This is a genomic window from Pseudoalteromonas sp. '520P1 No. 423' (assembly GCF_001269985.1).
Classification (GTDB): domain Bacteria; phylum Pseudomonadota; class Gammaproteobacteria; order Enterobacterales; family Alteromonadaceae; genus Pseudoalteromonas.
Window position 1 is genome coordinate 1,121,720 of record NZ_BBZB01000002.1, and the last position, 19,145, is coordinate 1,140,864.

At 34.6% G+C, this 19,145-nt stretch carries 16 protein-coding genes; 4 read left to right on the plus strand and 12 right to left on the minus strand.

Features of this window, described 5'->3' with window-relative positions; genetic code table 11:
• The 3 genes from PSA_RS23325 to PSA_RS23335 all read right to left on the minus strand — a co-directional run bounded on the left by PSA_RS23325 (window position 1) and on the right by PSA_RS23335 (window position 2,785).
• Window positions 1-618: a LysE family translocator gene (locus PSA_RS23325; RefSeq protein ID WP_042149196.1), complete on the minus strand. Its 618-nt coding sequence runs from the start codon at window positions 616-618 to the stop codon at window positions 1-3.
• Between the two features lie 31 nt (window positions 619-649).
• A complete protein-coding gene (locus PSA_RS23330) occupies window positions 650-1,048 on the minus strand; it encodes a hypothetical protein (RefSeq protein WP_042149198.1) in 399 nt (132 codons plus the stop codon).
• A gap of 210 nt (window positions 1,049-1,258) precedes the next feature.
• Complete coding sequence (locus tag PSA_RS23335; RefSeq protein ID WP_042149200.1) at window positions 1,259-2,785, minus strand: PPC domain-containing protein; 1,527 nt, start codon at window positions 2,783-2,785, stop codon at window positions 1,259-1,261.
• Window positions 2,786-3,230: 445 nt separating this feature from the next.
• Between PSA_RS23335 and PSA_RS23340 the strand changes: the two genes are divergently transcribed.
• Window positions 3,231-6,008, plus strand: a complete 2,778-nt coding sequence (locus tag PSA_RS23340; protein ID WP_042149205.1) for a TonB-dependent receptor — start codon at window positions 3,231-3,233, stop codon at window positions 6,006-6,008.
• Window positions 6,009-6,311: 303 nt separating this feature from the next.
• Here the strand turns inward: PSA_RS23340 and PSA_RS23345 are convergent, their stop codons facing one another.
• From PSA_RS23345 to PSA_RS23355, 4 genes are all read right to left on the minus strand, one after another.
• On the minus strand, window positions 6,312-8,084 hold the full coding sequence (locus PSA_RS23345; RefSeq protein ID WP_042149207.1) for a GGDEF domain-containing protein: 1,773 nt from the start codon (window positions 8,082-8,084) through the stop codon (window positions 6,312-6,314).
• A gap of 134 nt (window positions 8,085-8,218) precedes the next feature.
• The gene (locus PSA_RS25650; protein ID WP_157575830.1) at window positions 8,219-8,395 is read right to left on the minus strand and encodes a hypothetical protein; all 177 of its coding nucleotides are present in this window, start codon (window positions 8,393-8,395) and stop codon (window positions 8,219-8,221) included.
• A gap of 69 nt (window positions 8,396-8,464) precedes the next feature.
• Window positions 8,465-8,971 (minus strand): hypothetical protein, encoded by a 507-nt coding sequence (locus PSA_RS23350; protein ID WP_052380138.1) that lies wholly within the window; start codon window positions 8,969-8,971, stop codon window positions 8,465-8,467.
• 201 nt (window positions 8,972-9,172) lie between these two features.
• Window positions 9,173-9,868 (minus strand): alpha/beta fold hydrolase, encoded by a 696-nt coding sequence (locus PSA_RS23355; protein ID WP_042149210.1) that lies wholly within the window; start codon window positions 9,866-9,868, stop codon window positions 9,173-9,175.
• A gap of 136 nt (window positions 9,869-10,004) precedes the next feature.
• Here PSA_RS23355 and PSA_RS23360 point away from each other — a divergent pair, with 136 nt between their 5' ends.
• The 3 genes from PSA_RS23360 (at window position 10,005) to PSA_RS23370 (ending at window position 11,696) form a co-directional block, all read left to right on the plus strand.
• Complete coding sequence (locus PSA_RS23360; protein WP_042149213.1) at window positions 10,005-10,739, plus strand: hypothetical protein; 735 nt, start codon at window positions 10,005-10,007, stop codon at window positions 10,737-10,739.
• 72 nt (window positions 10,740-10,811) lie between these two features.
• Window positions 10,812-11,012 (plus strand): hypothetical protein, encoded by a 201-nt coding sequence (locus tag PSA_RS23365; protein WP_042149217.1) that lies wholly within the window; start codon window positions 10,812-10,814, stop codon window positions 11,010-11,012.
• A complete protein-coding gene (locus PSA_RS23370) occupies window positions 11,013-11,696 on the plus strand; it encodes a methyl-accepting chemotaxis protein (RefSeq protein ID WP_042149219.1) in 684 nt (227 codons plus the stop codon).
• Between the two features lie 162 nt (window positions 11,697-11,858).
• Here the strand turns inward: PSA_RS23370 and PSA_RS23375 are convergent, their stop codons facing one another.
• The 5 genes from PSA_RS23375 to PSA_RS23395 form a co-directional block, all read right to left on the minus strand.
• The gene (locus PSA_RS23375; RefSeq protein WP_042149222.1) at window positions 11,859-12,389 is read right to left on the minus strand and encodes a GNAT family N-acetyltransferase; all 531 of its coding nucleotides are present in this window, start codon (window positions 12,387-12,389) and stop codon (window positions 11,859-11,861) included.
• Window positions 12,386-12,655: a DUF1778 domain-containing protein gene (locus tag PSA_RS23380; RefSeq protein WP_042149224.1), complete on the minus strand. Its 270-nt coding sequence runs from the start codon at window positions 12,653-12,655 to the stop codon at window positions 12,386-12,388. Before PSA_RS23380 ends, PSA_RS23375 begins: the two co-directional genes overlap by 4 nt.
• A gap of 356 nt (window positions 12,656-13,011) precedes the next feature.
• Window positions 13,012-14,613 carry an amidohydrolase family protein gene (locus PSA_RS23385; RefSeq protein ID WP_052380139.1) on the minus strand — a complete coding sequence of 534 codons (1,602 nt, stop codon included), beginning with the start codon at window positions 14,611-14,613 and terminating at the stop codon, window positions 13,012-13,014.
• Window position 14,614: 1 nt separating this feature from the next.
• The gene (locus PSA_RS23390; protein ID WP_042149227.1) at window positions 14,615-15,751 is read right to left on the minus strand and encodes a M14 family metallopeptidase; all 1,137 of its coding nucleotides are present in this window, start codon (window positions 15,749-15,751) and stop codon (window positions 14,615-14,617) included.
• A 95-nt stretch (window positions 15,752-15,846) separates the two neighbouring features.
• Window positions 15,847-18,681, minus strand: a complete 2,835-nt coding sequence (locus tag PSA_RS23395) for a TonB-dependent receptor domain-containing protein (RefSeq protein WP_042149231.1) — start codon at window positions 18,679-18,681, stop codon at window positions 15,847-15,849.
• Window positions 18,682-19,145: the final 464 nt, after the last annotated feature.

Sequence of the window (19,145 nt, forward strand, 5' to 3'; positions counted from 1 at the left end):
TTATTTTTCATTACTTAATAATACGCCAGCGCCTAATCCAGTGATCAGCACTGCACATAATCGATTAAATATTTTTTTGACATTTGAATTTGAAAACCAACCACTTAAAAACATACCAAAACAGGCATATACAGCGATTGCAAACAGTTCAAAAATTAAAAATATGATACCTAAAATTAAAAACTGGTAGTTTGCTTGGTATTTGATATCAATGAATTGTGGTAAAAAGGCGGTGAAAATCAAAATTGCTTTGGGATTACCAGCGGCTAATAAAAATTCCTGTTTAAAAAGCTGATACAAAGATTGTTGTTTAATATTTTGCTTTATATTTACAACATCTGAATGCCAAAGCTGAAATGCCATCCAAAACAAATAACCGGCGCCGACAACTTTAATTATTAAGAATAATGTTTCTGAAGCATACAGCACAGTTGCCAATCCTGTTGCAGCAAAAAACATCATTATTATAAAGGCGAATATTCGGCCGAAGCCTGCAGTTAACGCATATTTAAACCCGAACCTTTGTCCATTATTCATTGACAGTAAATTGTTAGGTCCAGGAATCATATTTAATGCAATACAAGCGGGAATAAACATGGTTAAAACTGATAAATCCATTGTAAGCTTCCATTTATAACTTATTTTTAGATTAAGAACTGACACTTATCGATAGTAATGGAAACTTATTTTCACCAAATGAAATTGTTAATGATTTTGTTTCATTTGCGTCAAAATTGATTTTTAAGTGAGCGGGATTTGATCTTTTTCCATTGGCAAATAGCGCCATTAAATGATCATTTTCTAGAATACGATTACCGCTTGCTTGATTTTTTATGGTTACCACGGCCCAGCGCTCACCTAAATCATTACTCATAACAATATAATTCACTAATTGAAATTCACTTAGCTTAGGTTTTTCATTTGTATCATTGTCAAATGCCAGTTCAATATTATGCGATATGATTCTATCCACTGTTAATACTTCTTTTTCGTTGGCAAAAGTTGCACAAGTAAATAAAAATAATACACTGAAAATTGCTTTATACACATTGAGCTCCAAAAGTTAGATATCATTAAAAACTTTATCAAGGTGTTATCCCTTTCCAGTTTTCATCCTTAGTCCCCGTAAACATACAGGTATATGTAATAATTACAATCAACAAAGTGTAATTATGTCAGTTTGGTTTAATTATTAAAAAAAGGCCATCAGATGATGGCCTATAAAAAATGATATTTATAAAAATCTAGTCAAAATAAATCAATATTGTGCTTTTAAGCTAATACCTTCAGAAGTTTTATAACCTGAAAGTAAAATGTAATAACGACCTGCGTTAGTGTTTGTAATTTCACAGCTTTCGGTATTACCACTATTCCATGAACGACAATCAAAACTTGATGTTGTCGGTATATTTTCGTAGCTGACATATAAATCAGTATCACCTAAACCGCTAGATGAAGTCACCGCTAGATTCTGTCCTGCAGGTACATCTATATAAAATTGTTTTGTTTCATCTTTAGCTAAGTTTATGGCGCTAACGACAGAGCCATTGTTTAATTGCCCTTGCTCAGGCTCTGTTGTTGATGTGGTACTCGTTACTATTAAGTTAACATTAGCAAAGTCAGAATATCCTTTGACTGCAATACTATAATTGCCTATTTGTGCAGGTAAACTACATGTTTCGTTATTAGTACTTGTACTTGATTTACAATCATAATTACTAGAAGATGCATCTGCTCCAAACTTGATATATAAATCAGCATCACCAGTCCCACCAGATGTATTCACTATGATTGTATCTAATCCGTTTTGCGCATCTAATGAAAATAACTGGACGCTCGATGCTAAACCTGAAACTGTTTTATTTTCATCAAATGCGATGCGAGTTCCGCTACCATTATCTGGTGGTGTCGTACCACCATTTCCTGGATCATATACCAAATCACCTTGTGGTACTTCATTATTAAAATGAGAAGATATTAAAGGCCAAATTGATGACATTTGGTGTGCAGAGTTTGTATCTGTTTCACAATTTGGATCATCACTGCCCCAAAAGTGTAATGCAGTTACTTTTTTATTTGCATAATTAACAACTGGTGAGCCAGAGCCCATACCTTGAGTATCACAGTAATAATTTACTTTGGTAGCATCCTGATCATTTATATACATATGACAGTAACCATCATCACTAGGATGATCGCTTTGAAGACCAAGCAACTTAGGATCGCCATTAGAATGTTGTGGAATGAAGATTTGTTTACGTTGTGTTATTGGAGAAATATCTAAGCCAAAGTGACCAAACTCTTCAACTAATTCTGGGTTTTTTATTTTAAATAAAACAAAATCAAGATCATCGTTAAAGGCAACGAGCTCTTTTGCACCAACAGAAGTAACACGAGAAAATAGGGAGTCTTTTGTTTCCATTACACCACAAGTCTCATTTTGGTAATTAAATTCCAGTGTAATATTTGGCATTTTGACATTTATTTTTTGTGCTTTTTGCTCTGGTGAATCAATGCTTAATATATCCCATTCAAAGCAGTGATAATTGGTCATCATTAAATCTCCAGCTCCTACACGCCATGCAGTACAAGATCCAGAATTACCATTGCCTTTATCAATAAACATCTTGGCAACAGGCCTTGTGCGTTCAAAAGCTTCTGGGTGTTCATCAGCAAAACAAATAGCATCAATATTTTCTTTAATACCACAAGTTGCAGAATGGGCGATCATTGGAAATAAAAATAAGGTAGAAATTAGTATTTTATTATTGCGTTTAAGTTTCATTAGTTACTCGCTTTTTATTTTTAACTCTATCCGCTTACCTTTTTGAAATATTCCATTTTCATCTTATTTACAATTTAACAGGTTAAATAATGATTATGCAAGTTTTTCCATAATTTAAATTAACGATAATTATTATATGTATTAATTTCAGTTATTTAAATTTTAAATTGAATTTGATAGTGAATAAATACCCACCTTAGATAAATATCGAATCATTACTTCATTAAAAAACGGCCTAATTTGTCGCGCTATCATAAGGTTATTTGATGAGTTTTATTCACTAAAATTTTAAATATTTGTTAAAAAAGTCACTAATTTACCGTGTTAATAATTAGTAACTTGCACCCTTTCACTCAATTTAATTCGATACTTTAGATGAAGTTATTTCCTAGGGGGTAACTGCTACTGAATTAACAACTATAAAACAATGTTTCAAGGAACCGTCATGATAAAAAATAAACTTGCCAGTGCAGTTAAAATTGCAATAACCATTTCAACAGCATCAATGAGTTTCATATCGTTAAATGCATTCTCTGCTGAAAGTGAGTCAGTTGAACAAATTGAACGAATTGAAGTCACAGGTTCAAGTATAAAAAGAACAGACATTGAAGGTGCACTACCTATCACTAATATTTCTCGTTCTGATATTGAGAGCTCAGGGGTAACAAGTGTTCCCGATTTAATTGCTAAAATTCCATCAATGCAAGGTTTCACTACAGCTGGCGATTCTGTTGGCGGCGGCGGCGGCGGACATCAAACTGCCAATTTACGTGATATTGGTGATCAATATACTTTAGTTTTGTTAAACGGCCGTCGTATGGCAACCCAAGACTCAAGTAGTGCGGTAGATTTAAATTCAATTCCACTTGCGGCCATTGAGCGTGTTGAAATATTAACTGATGGCGCATCAGCCTTATATGGGTCAGATGCAATTGCTGGTGTTATTAATTTTATCCTTAAAAAAGATATTAACGAAACAAATGTAACAGCTAGATATGATAGACCACAAGAACAAGGTGGACAAAGTAGTAACTTTAGCATAAGTACCGGTTTCGGTGATTTAAACTCTGATGGTTATAACTTCATGCTGTCGTTAAGTCATGATAAACAAGCGCAGCTAAAATCTTCAGACAGAGAGTTTGCTAATACGGGTATTAATGCATTTACCCATAATAATACTGATCTTGTTTTCTTACGTACCTCAACAAATGCGATCCCTGCCAATGCTTATTTATCTTTCTCGGACGGTTCAAGTCGTAGCTTTAATCCTTATGCTGCTGAGCACGGTGATTGTGCTGATAAAAATGTGTCAGAAGGCACTACGTGTGCGTATGACTTTACTGAAACGCTTGAAATTTTCCCTGAATCAGAACGTAATAATATTTTCGCGCAAGGTATTGTTGAGCTATCCGATTCTATGGAGTTTTTCTCAACATTATCTTTTTCTCAGTATGATATGACATCAAGAATTGCACCTTATCCTACAGGTCGCTTTGTTTTACCTATTGATTCAGCCATTATTCAAGAAAATGTAATACCACATTTATCTCAAGCAGAAGTTGATAGCCTAACAACTGTTAAAGCAGCTTGGCGTGCTCGTCCGGGTGGTAACCGTACCGATGAAATTGCTGTAGATACCACACATTTTGTAATGGGGTTACGCGGTGATCTTGAAGATATATCTTATGATTTTGCAGTAACTTATGCCACAACTGATAGAAATGTTACCCGAATGACAGGCTATCCCCTTGAAGACGAGTTTATGTCACTGCTTAAATCAGGAGCGGTAAATATTTTTGATACTTGGGATAACTTAAGTGATGAAGCAAACCAAGCAGTTAAAAGTACTATGTATAGTGGCCTTTGGACTACTCAAGAAACTTCTAGCCTTGCATTTGAAGGTAAAGCATCAATGCCTATTTTTGAATTACCAGCTGGTGAAGTCTATTTAGGCACAGGTTTTGATTACAGAGCATCTGCATATAGCCGTTTTAACTCAGATGCTAATAATGCTGAAGTGATCCTTTTTGAAGAAGCAACACAAGAATATGATTTATCGCGAGAAACATATGGTGTATTTGCAGAAACAATTATTCCTGTAGTTGACGATCTTGAAGTAACAGCCGCTATTAGGTATGACAGTATCGGTGGTGTAACTGATGATTTGAGAACTTCAGATAAAAAAGTAAATGATTCAGTTAATGATACAACTTATAAAGTGAGCTTAGCATATAGGCCTAGTGATCAATTTTTAATTCGAGCATCAATAGGCACAGGATTTAAAGCGCCATCAATGAGAGAAATCGCTGAACCAATTTCAGAAGTAGGTGTAACTGGGTCTTCTTGGGCTTGTCCATTTTCAGCATCAGATCCACTTGCTGCGGCGTGTTATTCAGAGCCTCTTCAGTATAAAGTTTTTCAGCAAGGTTATGATAAGTTAAAACCTGAAACATCTGAGCAAAAGTCTGTTGGTTTTGTTTACTCACCAGATAATAGCTTTAGTCTGAGTATAGACTGGTGGCAAGTTAATCTTGAAAACCAAGTTGACCGTTTAACAGATGAGCAAATATTTACTAACCCTGAAAAATATAGAGATCTTTTCTTAACAGTTTACGACGAAGGTGAACAAGGCGATGTTTTAGCAATAAACCAAGCAGCTGTAAACGTGGGTCAATCCCATAATGAAGGTATAGATTGGCAAATTGAATCATCTACTGAACTTGATTTTGCAAATTACAAAATGGTATTAGGTGGAACTTATATCATTGAAAACGAAACATTGCGCGTTGGTGAAGATGATATTTTTGATTCTAGCTTAGGTAAATACGGTACTGATGATGAAGTAACTTTTAGAAATATGGTCCGTCTGACAAATACACTGAGTCATGGTGATTTTAGTCATAGCTTTAATGTAAATTACAAAAGTGGTTATCTAGATAAGTTTTGGGCAGCCGGTAGTTCTCGTATACGTTTAGCAGATGATATTTCTACTCGATACGCTGGTGGTACACAACTGAATGTGCCTTCATATCTAACAATAGATTACGTAACTAAGTTTCATATCAATGATAACTTAAATGTTAATTTTGGTATTAATAATCTTTTTGATAAAGCACCTCCTTTAACTTTACGCTCAGCGGGTAGCCACCAAGTTGGTTATGATCCGCGTTATGTAGACGTACTTGGCTGTACTATGTACGCATCAGCAAGTTATACCTTTTAACTTCCTAGGGTGAGGTGTATAAGGACATAACCTCACCATTTTTAATAAGGTAAGTATATGAAAATTATAAATGTTGATAACTCAGAGCAAGACGAAAGCCGTTTTGTGAAAGGTTACAATTAAAACACATTTGTATTCCCTGGCAGAGCATTGCTCCTACATTCAGTAGTGCTCTTTTTTTAATTCGAATCCCGTCCATCTATAAATGCTTGTGAACACTATTTTTTAAAAGTAATAATTTGTTTGTACCTAAATAAATTAACTCCGACCCCTTTTTAAATAATATAATATTTAAATCTAGAGTTACTTAAACTTAATCTCGTTTTTAATGTTTGAGTTAACATTAACTTCTTGGTTTTTTATCGCAGTATTGATATCACTGATCACTTGTTCTGGTGAATTAGATATTTTATTGAATGTAAAACCGACCCAGGCATTGCGTTGATTTTCATTAAAAGGATAATGTGAATACCCTATAGAGCATGTGAGCTTAATTTTCTGATCTGTATTACCATTTATAGTGATAGTTTTGTTTTCGATATTTTTACGTAAATTCTCAGCAAAACTATGTACTTGCTTAAGTTCGCACTCTTTTAAAATGATTAAAAACTCTTCTCCACCCCAACGCACTAACAAGTCTGAACCTCTTATATTATTTTTAAGGGTATTACTGACTTGTTGTAATACAGTATCACCCACTGTATGACCGTAACTATCATTTATGTTTTTAAAATAGTCTATATCGACTAACATGGCGACAAGATACTGTTGTTCCTGGCCTTTATAAAATCTTCGTCGCACATTAGCAAGTTCAGTATCTATTGTTGCATGCAAATAATGCCTATTATATAAGCCTGTTAAACTATCTGTATTACTTAATTTTTCTAATAATCTATTTTTAGTTTCTAACTCTTGTCTTCTGGTTTTAACTAAGGTTTCTAAGCGTTTGAATACTTTGTCTCTTTGCCATAAGTAATACAAAATCAGGCTAATAATGATGGCTAAAATACTCAATAACAGCCATTTCCTAAATTGTATTTCTTGCTCACTTTGTAGTTGTTTTTTCTCAAATGCTTGTTTTGCTAGCTTTGCTTTGGTTAAAATTGACTCTTTTTCTAACAACACAATACGTTGTTGCTTTCGTGCTAGGTTATGTATTATTTCCAGTTGTAATAACTTGTTGTTTCTTTTCTTTAAAGCCAGTGCATTGGTGGTTAATGTGTAGCGTTGCAAATATAGAAATGCTTGTTGATAGTCATCCGCTTGTAAGTATGCTTTTGACAAGATATATTGTAGTTGTGCTTGTAAATTTAAAAACCGTGTTCCAAGGGTATAATTTAATAATTTTTTCCCTTGTTCTATTGCCGTTTTAAAATGAACGCTTTGCATATTTAAACGGGTTAATATCACTTGATACACGAGCTGTTTGTCCTCAGATAATAAATTTAAAGATGTTAGTTCAATGCCATCTAAAACCTGTTTCGCTTGTTGTTTATCACCTAATTCTAATGCGATTTGGGCGCTATAAATCGACGCTAAGTTAAAATAACGGGTGTTTTTTGCAACTAGGCCTTTCACTAGATAAAACTGTTTAATAGATTGACGAAAACTACCTTTGTAATAAAATAAACGGCCCTTTAATATCAAAGATTTTACAAATAAAGATTTATTACTGTTTTTCGTTGCTTCAATACATTTATTAACTTGATCTATCGCCTCATTGTACTTCTCAAGCGCAAGGCTGAGTTTTGCTTGTGATAACAGTACGCTTGCTTTAGTGGTACTATCTAATTTTTTAGCAAGTTGCTCGGCATCATCTAAAGCTTTAATCGCTTCAAAATATGAATCATATTCTAAATAGATTTCCGACATTATCTGTAATGCAGCTACTTTTTCGATATCATTTGATGTTTGTGAAATAAAGACTTGCAGATCAGGTAATAAAACCGATGATGATAATAGTTTATTTTTTAATGAAAGATTGAGGTAGCGTTGTTGTAATTCAATGAAGTTTTGCTGAGCAAAACTCAAGCTAGGTGAAGTTACAAAAATGATAATTAAAACAAATCGCATCATAGGACTAACATCTGTTTATTGATTATATCCCAATCTTTCACTTTAGAATTTAATACACCCGCTTGTTGGTAAAGCTTTGTTATTTTTCCTAATTTTCTCATTATTGCTAAACCTTTTTGTAATGCTTCAAAAACTTATTTTCCTCTTGGGTGTCTTTTACTTACAACAAAGTGTCTAGAATCTGGTAAAGCAACTTTTAAATTATTAATTGGTTGATACTGTTTATCTTTAAAAGTCATATTTAAATCATTACTAACACTGAAGTTAACTAGCATTAAGTCAACGATATTAGCATCTAACATAGCTAGCATGTTTTTCCATGGCCCGATAAAATTAACCATAGTCATAGGGCTATTTAAAAGTGCGCGCCAATCAGCTAATCAGCGAGGATTAGCAACTATTTTTAATTTAGATAAGTCATCAATACCTTTCTCTTTTAAATCTTTATTTGCGATATTGTAATAAAGTCCCGCTTCGAACTCGCCATATTTTATAACTGGCTCTGAGATATATAATGAGCCTTGATAATCTACGCTGGTTTGCAGCCACATACTGCGGCCAAACATTAATATTGTGCCGTCAACTATAGGGGCTATTTCACCTAAATTAGCCATATCATGTGGTTCAAATATAATAGGTTCTTTTAGCCAACCTAAATGTAAGGCTTGTTGTAAAATGATCATTTCAATGATCTCAAGATGTGAACCATCGGACTTGGGTGTGAATTCTTCGATTTCTAAAGGGCTTAATTTACCTAATATTTGTTGATATCTCTGCTGGAAATTTTCATCTTTTAAAACTGCTGCTTTGATTTTTTCTGCCAGCGCTAGATTGGGGAATAAGAGAAGAATATAAATAATGCAAAAAATTGTTTTTAATGAAATCACTGTTTACCTGCTGTTATTATAATTTGGCTAGGTTTAAATCGTTCATTCCATTAATAATCCTTTTATATTAAATATTATTGCATATCTGTAATTAAATGTAACCCTTCTGAGTTCTTTCATATGTTTTCATTGTTTAATGATTGTTAATTTTATACTTATGTTCTTGATTATGCTTATTAAACTTTAAAGTAATTCTAAAGCTTATTCCTGCAGCCAAGTTTCTATATAGCTTTTTAATAATACAGGCTGTTCTAAAGGTAACATATGGCCTTTACCGCTTTGTACTATCATTTTTAAATCTTCATTATTATTAGAAAGTTCAGCTATCCATTTTGTATTTATGAAGCTATCAAGTTCACTATAATAAAACGTCATACTGAGTTTCGTGTTAATGAGTTTTTGAGATAAATCAAAACGTTTTGTTGTAGCCTCTATTTGAGATAAAAAAACGCTTGCGCCTAATTGTTTATCCATTTCTATAATTGTATTTATTAAACGTTCATCTTTATGGTCATCGTCTAACAAGTTCATTGCTCTTTTACGGCTTATGCCTGAGTAGCCAAACCGTTTTAAGCTAGCTAGTAACTCTTTACGTTGATTGATTTCATTTGTATTAAGGGCACATGCTGTATTTGAGATTATAAATAGTTTCTGAACTCTATGAGGATAATTAGCAGCAAAGTTACTGGCAATATATCCTCCTAGTGAAAATCCGATCAAATATACCTTATTGTTAGGCAGTATATTTAGCAAGGCATTAGTAATATCATCTAGCGTTTTTGCTGATGGCAGCGCAATATGCTTTAAGGTTATTTCTTCACTGATTAAGTGCTTTAAATCTTGCCAAAGTAGCTCATTGCACATCGTGCCAGGCAATAAATAAACAACAGTTTTCATAATAAACCTATCTGTTTAATTCCCATTATGTTTAAGTTGATAATTTGTATTTTGTTAGCTAAAACTAAGTTATAAAAGTCTTTATAGCTATAATTTACCAAGTGATTGGGCTTATTTCTAGCACTAGGATTAAATGATGAAAATAACAATTGTTAAATTAATTTTATTATTATCAGGTGTATTACTTACCTTACAATTAAGCGTTGGAATTTATGCTGATTTACAAGTTGCTAGTATTGGCCATGAAATTAAAAATATTTCTGAAAAAGATATGCCATTAACTAAAGGGATCACTTTGATGGTTGAACACCAGCTGGAGCAAGAGATTTTATATGAAAAAGCGTTCAAAGAAGGCTTAAAGCTTCAAAACCCCTTATTAAAAGTAAAAGCAGAACAAAAAGTCAATGAAACAATTAATAAGTTTAATACCTTAGGCAATAAAGTTTCAAAAGAAATGAAAGAGATAGAAGTATTACTCGCAACTTTTATAGATGATCCTGATTTAGAGGAACATAGTAAAACTGAATTTAATAAATTATTAAAAGATATTAAATCATTAGAGGATACGCATAAAATTTGGGTTGAACATAGCCAGTTAGCACTTAATTCACTGTTATCTGGGGATCTTCAAACTGTTATTTCTATTGAACAAGATATAGAACATGAGGCTGAGGTACTAACACATGGTAGTGAAAAGCTATTATTTGATATAGAAGAATTGACAGATCAAGCGATAAAATTAACATTAAAGCATGAAGAAGATTTAGTGGTCAGTATTATTATTAGTTTAATTTTATCTACAATTGTTTCTATCCTTGTGACCTATCATTTAGTTTCTCTATTAAAAAAAGGGTTTAAATCCGCTGAATAAGAAGTACAACTGATTGCTCATGGAGATTTAAGTCACCCTATTTCTGAGCATGTATTAGGAAAAATTAATTCAATGTTACAAAGCATTGAAAAGCAAAGAGTTAATTTATCTAAAATCATAGGTGAACTTACTGAAGTCTCAAATAAAATAAACACTTCTTCAGAACAATTGTTGACAAATGCTGCAGCTACACATGAACAAACACACAACCAACTTAAAGAGATAGATCTAGTCGCTACAGCTATGCATCAAATGTCAGTTTCTTCAAAATAGGTGGCAGAAAATACCAGCGAAACACAAGGTGTGACTGAGAATGTAGGTTTATCAAGTGATCAAAATCGTGAATCTATGTCTAAAGCTAGTACGGCAATTCATGCTTTGGTTGAAAGCATTCAACTAGCATCTACTCAAGTAAGTAATTTGTCTGAAAATAGCGATAAAGTAGTACAAGTGCTAGATGTTATTAAAAGCATTGCAGAACAAATTAATTTACTGGTCCTGAATGCTGCAATCGAAGCCGCAAGAGCTGGGGAGCAAGGTAGAGGTTTTGCTGTCGTAGCAGATGAAGTAAGAACTTTAGCTCAAAGAACACAAGAATCCACCCACGAAATTGAAACTATGTTAGATGAATTACGTACAGGTAGTGAAGAAACTGTGAAATCTATGGCTTTATGTAAAGACAAAGGTGAGCAAGGTGATGGATTAACAGAAGAAGTTAGAAAAGGTATTCACAATATACATGAATATATTGAGCGTATTGGTGATCTTAATCTCCATATAGCAATAGCCGCTGAGCAGCAGTCAACTGTTGGCGAAGAACTCTCAAATTCTTTGGTAGTGATAAAAGGAGGAGCAGAAGAAACTGATCACGTAGTTGATAGTATCGAGGAAGCGGCTAATAACTTAACCGATGTGAGCAATCAACTTACGGACATGTTAAAACAATTTAAAGTATAGTTTTCACTAAGTTTTTAAAATAAAAAAAGAAGCTAAAAACTCCTCAAATCTTTAATTACTGAATCGGATGTTTAACGCCTTAATCACTAAAACTAAAGGCAAACTGACAATGCTGAATGTAGCAAATCGTGTTGATGCGATTGATATATTCTCTCTTACGGTCTAAGTGAATAATTGTCCAACGGTTTTCATCGGGATGAACATTCTTACACGACCATTTATTTCACAAAGAACCTCGAAACCATATTTTGCGTAGAATGATTCAGCTTGCTCAGTTAAACAATCAACAACAATGGCATAAGCTCTCATGTGAGAGTTAATTTCCCAAAGGTATTCGAGAGCTTTGATTAAGCTGGCTTTACCTAGCCCGCTTCCATGAAATTCTTTATGAACAGCCAGTTGAGCCAAAAGAAATACAGGAATTGGATAGCGTGGTAATTTTTTAGCCATCGCTTGTGGCAACGTATCACGGCTAATTGAACTTGGCGCAATACTATAAAACGAACAAATTGGATATTTTTGATTTGGTAATGGCGCTGAAGCAGGTAAAACCATGGTTCGGCTAATACCTGCTTGCATATGTTTCGCAGCTTGAGTTTGGATAAAATCGTTTAACTCTTTTTCGCCACAGTCAAATGATGCTCTATCGTGCTGAGATTTATCCAATTCTTTAAAAGTCTTGGAATAACTCACTTAAAGTCACCATTTTTAGTAAATGCAGCAGCTTCAAGTAATGCTTTATTCGGAGGCTTAGCCTCGTCACAAGCAGCCATGAATTGGTCAAATACATTTGCTTCAACAGTGATGCTTTCATGTTCAGAAATCACTTGAGTTGAATCTTCGTCCATTAGACGAACAACATATTCAGTTAAGCTTTTTAAACCAAGTAAAGCTGATGCTTTCTCAGCCTTAGCTTTGATTTCTTCATCCAAACGGATATCAAGTCTTGCAGTAGCCATAAAACCTCCAACCGTACGGAGTAATTCCGTAATTAAACTTAGTATAAGATTTAAACGGCCAAACTGCAAATGTACGGAGCTAATACGGATTAAATTTTAAACTTTGTGAATATAACATGTTTATAGCGAGGTTAAAAATACGGTGCAGCAATACATTGCTTTTGAAATAAAATGTTCGACTAGAATAATTGAAAAAGAATTAAGAAGGAAAGTATTGAATAAGCGCAATTGCTGGTTATCCCTGATTCCTGACGGTTTAGTTGAATCTCTACTTTAATATAATTGAGAAAATGGAAAGCAAGTATGAAGCAATAAACATAAAAGGAGCCTTAGGCTCCTTTGTTAGGGTTAAAAATTTAATGCACTACTCTACCATTGAGTACTTTTGTATATTTGCTATCTTCAATGGTGACAGCGCCATTAACTAACACCGTTTCTATACCACTTGATAATACATTCCACTTTTGAAAATTAGCATTGTCAGAAAAGTTATTTTCATCAAATACAATAATATCAGCATAATGACCAAGCTTAATTTCACCACGTTTTTTTAAGTTTAGAATTTTGGCAGTTTGTGTACTGCTTTGTTTAATAAACTGACCTAAGGTTAGTAACTTTTGTTCTTTTACATACTGGCGATACTTTTTAGGGTAACTTGCATATTTGCGAGGGTGCCCGTTTGTACCATCTGATGATGTAACAACCCAAGGTTTAACCATAAAGTTTTCAATATCATTTGATGACATGTTAAATGAAGCTACACGAATTTGAGGTCCTTGTACTAGCTCAATTACCGTATCAGTTTCAGATAAACCTTTTTCAGCTGCTAATTGCTTAAGTGTTTTACCTACTAAATTTTGATCTTCAGTAACAGTCACTAATAAAGCCTCACCACCACCACGACGGCGAATATTTTCTGTTATTTCTGATTTTATTTTAGGTAAAAGCGCATCATCTTTTAGTCTTTGATGAAACTTAGCGTTAGAGTCAGCCATCACCCATTTAGGTACTACTGCACTTGTTAACATAGTACCCGATGCTTGCCATGGATATTGATCTGCTGAAATACTAATGCCTTGCTGTTGTGCTGTTTCAATTTGTTTGATGACATCTTCACTTTGTCCCCAAACATCAACACCTAAAGCTTTAATATGAGCAATATGTAGATGTATATCAGCTAATTTCGCAATATCAATCGCTTCAGACACTGCTGCCTTAAAGCCTATATTAAAGGTACTTTCATCTCTTAAATGGGTATCATAAATGCCTTTGTATTTAGCTGCCGTTTTTGCAAGCGCTACAACTTCTTCGGTGTTAGCAAAAGCACCTGGCACATAGTATAAGCCGCTCGATAAACCGATTGCACCTTGCTGCATTGCAGTATTGAGTAATGCTTTCATTTGCGCAATTTCATCAGGTTTAGCAAAGCGCTCTGCTCTGCCAATCACTTGGGCTCTTAACTTACCGTGACCAACTAATAGCGCGGTATTTGTACCTATGCCATTTTGTTCAAGTGCCTGTTTAGCTTTTATAAAATCGACTGGCCCAGCACCATCATTGCCATTTACAACTGTAGTAACGCCTTGGGTTAAATAATTGAGATTACTATTTTTGTCTTTACTCATTAACTCTTCAAGTGAATGAGTATGGGCATCAATAAAACCTGGGCTAACAATTTTACCCTTAGCATCTATGACTTTATTTGCGTTGATCTCTTTGCTATTAGATGCATAAATTCCACATATAATTTGTTTACAAACTGCAATATCTAAATTTTGCGCCTTTTGATTGCTTCCTGTGTAGACAGTGCCGGATTTTATCAACACATCTACTTTAAGCTCTAAATCAATATCAGGAGATTTAGCTGACAGCGCACTATCAGTGCATGCCATAAGACTTAAACTTAAAACGATAGCAACCGATAGTTGAGAGCTTTTAATTGCCTTAGGTAACCTCATATTATTTTCCTGTTACCGGATCGCTTTCTAACAGTGTGGTCATTAAAGTATTTGCAGCACTTACAGCTAAAGTATTGATAAACTTTCTATCTGTATTGTCACCCATTTCATAGGTAATCGCGTGTGCTTTATATTTATCAGTAAAATATTGCTTAAATACACCTTTACCAGGGTTATTTCCTGGTTGTTGTATCACTTTAAAATCTGGGTATGCTTTATCTAAGCTATTGAGCCAAGTTTCAACTAAGTATGGTTGCTGCATACCGTAATCTGATGGCATAGTGTAAAAGATATCTTTTTTAGTTGAGTGAAAGTCAACAGCCATACGCATTTTTTGTTCATTATCAACAAGTGATGTTAAGTAGTTATCAACAATTTTTGATTCTATTTGATCAAAATTTTTCCAACTACGATTTAAATCAATGCCGTTAGCATTATGACGCCAATTACCTAATTGAACACCATCTGGGTTAAGATTTGGGATCACCAATACGTTAAACTGTTTTCTAAATTTTTGTGCTAATTCTGAGTCTGAAAGTAGTGTTTCTGTAAATGGAAATATCGCTAAAGCGCCGGTGATTTCCGGTGGGTGCTGGCGACCTAATATCACTAACCAATCTTTACCTTCACCTTTTGTTTCAATTTTATAAATTGGACGTTTTTGTGTAGACTTGCCAAGCACTTCTTGGCTGATATGTTGCTGTTGTGCTAAGTTCTTACCCCAATGATAGTATTGTTCATTGGTTAAAATTTCTTGCGCTGAAATCCAAGTCGGCTTTTCACTTACTTTTAAGTGAAATGACATTACATTTTTTCTTAGTCTATATTTTTGTAGTTGCCAATTATGCCCATCTTGACTGATTTTTGGTGGATATCTGTGATTGCCATCTTCAACTTTCATTATCACTTTAATATCAGCCGGTTTGTCTGCAATAACTTTAAAAGCATACCAAGGGCTATCATTAATAGGCGTATTTTCAGGAATTAAAGTTAGTTGATATGTTGAATCATTTAGCTGTTTACATTCATCTAATCTTGCTGCTGCAAAATCATGCTCAAACTTAACTGTTGAAAAGTCACATGCTAGTGATGCAGAGCTTGAAATTACACACAGCCCTAGGAAAAGAATACGTTTCATAAAATTAAGCTCTTTATAATTATGTTTATTGATACGATTGGTATTAAGTTTAAAAAATACGGGCCTCAATATAGACCCGATTTATAAGATTATGACTAGAAAGACTTACTGAAACTCATGTGGAAGTAACGACCTCTATTTGAGTGAAGCCCACCAAAGTAACCGTAACCAAGTTCGTCAGCAAGTGGTGGCTGTTCATCAAATAAGTTACGAACACCTACACGTAATTTGCTGTCATTAAGTACAGATTTACCTTTAAATCGGTAGTCAGCATAAAAATTAACAGTTTGGTAGCTATCTACTGGTAACTTAACTACTTCATCATCAATTGTAGCTGTTGTACTTGAGTCTTCTACTTCACTTACATAGCTAGTACTGATACCTGAACCCCATTGTTCCATGCGCCAGTTAAGAGATGCACGAGCTCGTAGCTCTGGACGACCGTTTTGCTTCATTAAGTCACCCACATTTTTAACAACTTGATCAGCTGGTACTGCAGGATTTCCCGCTTCTTGTGCAATTAATAACTGAGCTGAAATACCATCAGGGATTTGCTCAAATTTAGTTAATTTAGCTGCATTCAGTGTGAATTCCCAATCACCAAAATTTGTTTCCCAATCGTAAGTTAGACTTAAATCAATGCCTTCTATTTGTCTTTTATCAAGGTTTTGATAAGTATTGTTAATTTGAACAACTTCTTTGGTATCTGGATCACGAATTACGTTTTCGTTAGATGAACCTTCTGAACGAAGTAATGAATCATAAAGTAAATGAGATGAGCCTGGTAAAATCCCTACTAGGTTTTCTTGCTCAATTCTCCATGCATCAAGTGTAATTGTCATTTGATCTGACGGCTGGAATACAAAGCCTAGAGAGATATTTGTATCATCTTCTGGTGTTAAATCTGTATTACCACTTCTTACATCAACAATTGCATACTTTTTATCTAAAACTGGGTCGTACAAGCTATTACTACGTGGTACTGCTTCAGCAGTTACTTGTGGTAAACCTGGGGCTCTAAAACCACCTGCATATGAAGCACGAACGCTCATCCAGTCAGCTGGCTCCCAAAACAATGCAACTTTAGGTTTTAATGCTGAACCCACATCTGAAAAATTTTCGTATCTTGCTGCAACTTGTAATTCAACATAGTGGTCGCCGTTATCAACAAGCGGCACTAGTACTTCTACAAATGCAGATGCAACATCACGATCACCCTTTGAATCAGGTGTCGGGCTACTACCAAGTACATTACTACCAGATAATTCAACACCTGTGATTTGGTCAATAAATGGGTTGCTGCCATCTAATAATTCATCACGGTCATCTTCAAAAGTTTCATGTCTAAATTCTAGGCCCATTGCTAGGCCAACAGAACCGGCTGGTAAATCCCAAAGTTCGCCATTACTCATTTTAAAATCTACTGAAGCTAGGCTAGTTTTAGAATCACGTGTTACGTCAACCATAAATTGGTCAATCACACTTTGTGGATTTAAGCTGGTATCGCCAGTATTTGGATTATTTACATCACCACCGGTGAAAATATTGTAAGCATTTGCTGGATCAGTGCTGTTAATTGCTTGTTGGAATTTACTTGCATGGATACGGTTTGCCATATCATTAGTTTCGGCTGCTGAGTAAAAGGCTGCAGTTTCCCAATCCCAATTTCCTGTTACACCACGAAGACCAGCTAGCGCACGGTAGCTTTTATCATCCACTTCTACATTTCTTGGGCCAGTATCAATTGCACGATAGCTTCGTACTTTAACTTCTTCACCAAATGGGTTAAATGCAGCATCGGCAGAGATCATAAATCTTTGCGCTGTTAAGTTAGGTGTTTGTTCGCGTAGTCTTTCGGCTGTCGCACTGTAGTAAATTGCTTCACCAAATAGTTCTAAATCATTACCTAAGTCATGCGTAATGTAACTATAAAAATTTAAACGATCAACATCAGATACTAATGAACGATCTGGGCCACGATCATAACGATTATCTCGTGGGAAACTGCCGCTATCAGCACATACGCCACCTGATAAATCTACTACACAGCCTGATTGAGAATCTGGTTGTAAGTGAAAACGCCCTAGTTCATCAGATTGAAAGTCACCCCAAGGTGTTGCTGTTGTACGGTTATCTAATTGCGTATCGCCAATAAAATCTTCTGGCAATGTTGGGTATTCACGTAAGTCATGACTTGCAGAATAGTCTCGTTCTCTTGCCATCATGCCATTACGTTCGTAATAAGTCGCAGATGCAGTGATATGTGTTTTCCCACCGTTTACATCAAAACCAGTTAAAAAGTTAAATGTTTTTTCATCAAGTGGTGTACCTTCTGAGCCTCCATAAGTAACACTGATACGATTGCCTTCAAAGTCATCTTTTAGTTTATAGTTGATAACACCTGCAACGGCGTCAGAACCATAAATAGCAGCAGCACCATCACGTAAAACTTCAAGAGAGCGTAAACCAGCAACTGGTAGTGTATTGGAGTTAACAGTAGTAACTGGAACAAAGTTTTCTGATTGTGTACCTGGGTGATTTACTAAACGACGACCGTTAAGTAAAGTTAACGTATTACCTGTGCCTACGCCTCTTAGGTTAATTGAAGATACATCGCCGCGTGCATCGTTTACGCCGCCGTTACCTGTTGCGCCACCAAAATTAACTTCACCGATTTGAGGAATTGAACGTAAAAGTTCATCACCTGTCACAGCTCCTGTGTTTTCGATGTCTTTTTCTGACAATGTTGTAACTGGTAATGTACCGATATCTGTGGAGCGTTTAATATTAGAACCTACGATGCTAATTCGTTCGATTTGTTCATCGTCTGATTTTGTTTGCTCAGCTTGCACGAGCTGAGGTGATAGAGCCGCAATAACACATAAACTAAGACGCTTAAGCTTGTGGTGACTTGTTGTATTTTTGATCATGAGATTTCCCGTTGTCATGCCCCGTTATAATTAATCAGATTTATTTTAGTTTTTACCTGATCATCAATTTCCATACTTATTCCCGCTGATTTAGTTCAATTAAACTAAGCGGCTATACTCAAACTATTTCCAACTGCCCAATAAGATAAATAGCTTGTCTCTATAACCATGAATAAAAATGGTGAATTAAACAATTGACACTTAATAACAAGACTATAACCTTTGGTTATACCTTTTAACATTTTAAAGAAAATACAATTGATTAATTAATTGTTAAGTTCTATTTAACGATAGTAATTTATTGTAATTTACACAATCAAAACAGTTAAACTATATGAGACCAATGTCAGGATACATAAGCTTATTAGTTATAAGCGGTAATTGATGAGAATTTGTTTCTAATGTTATTTACAACTTCTGAAATTGATAATTAAAATCTAATCGAAAGTGATTTCACTATTGTA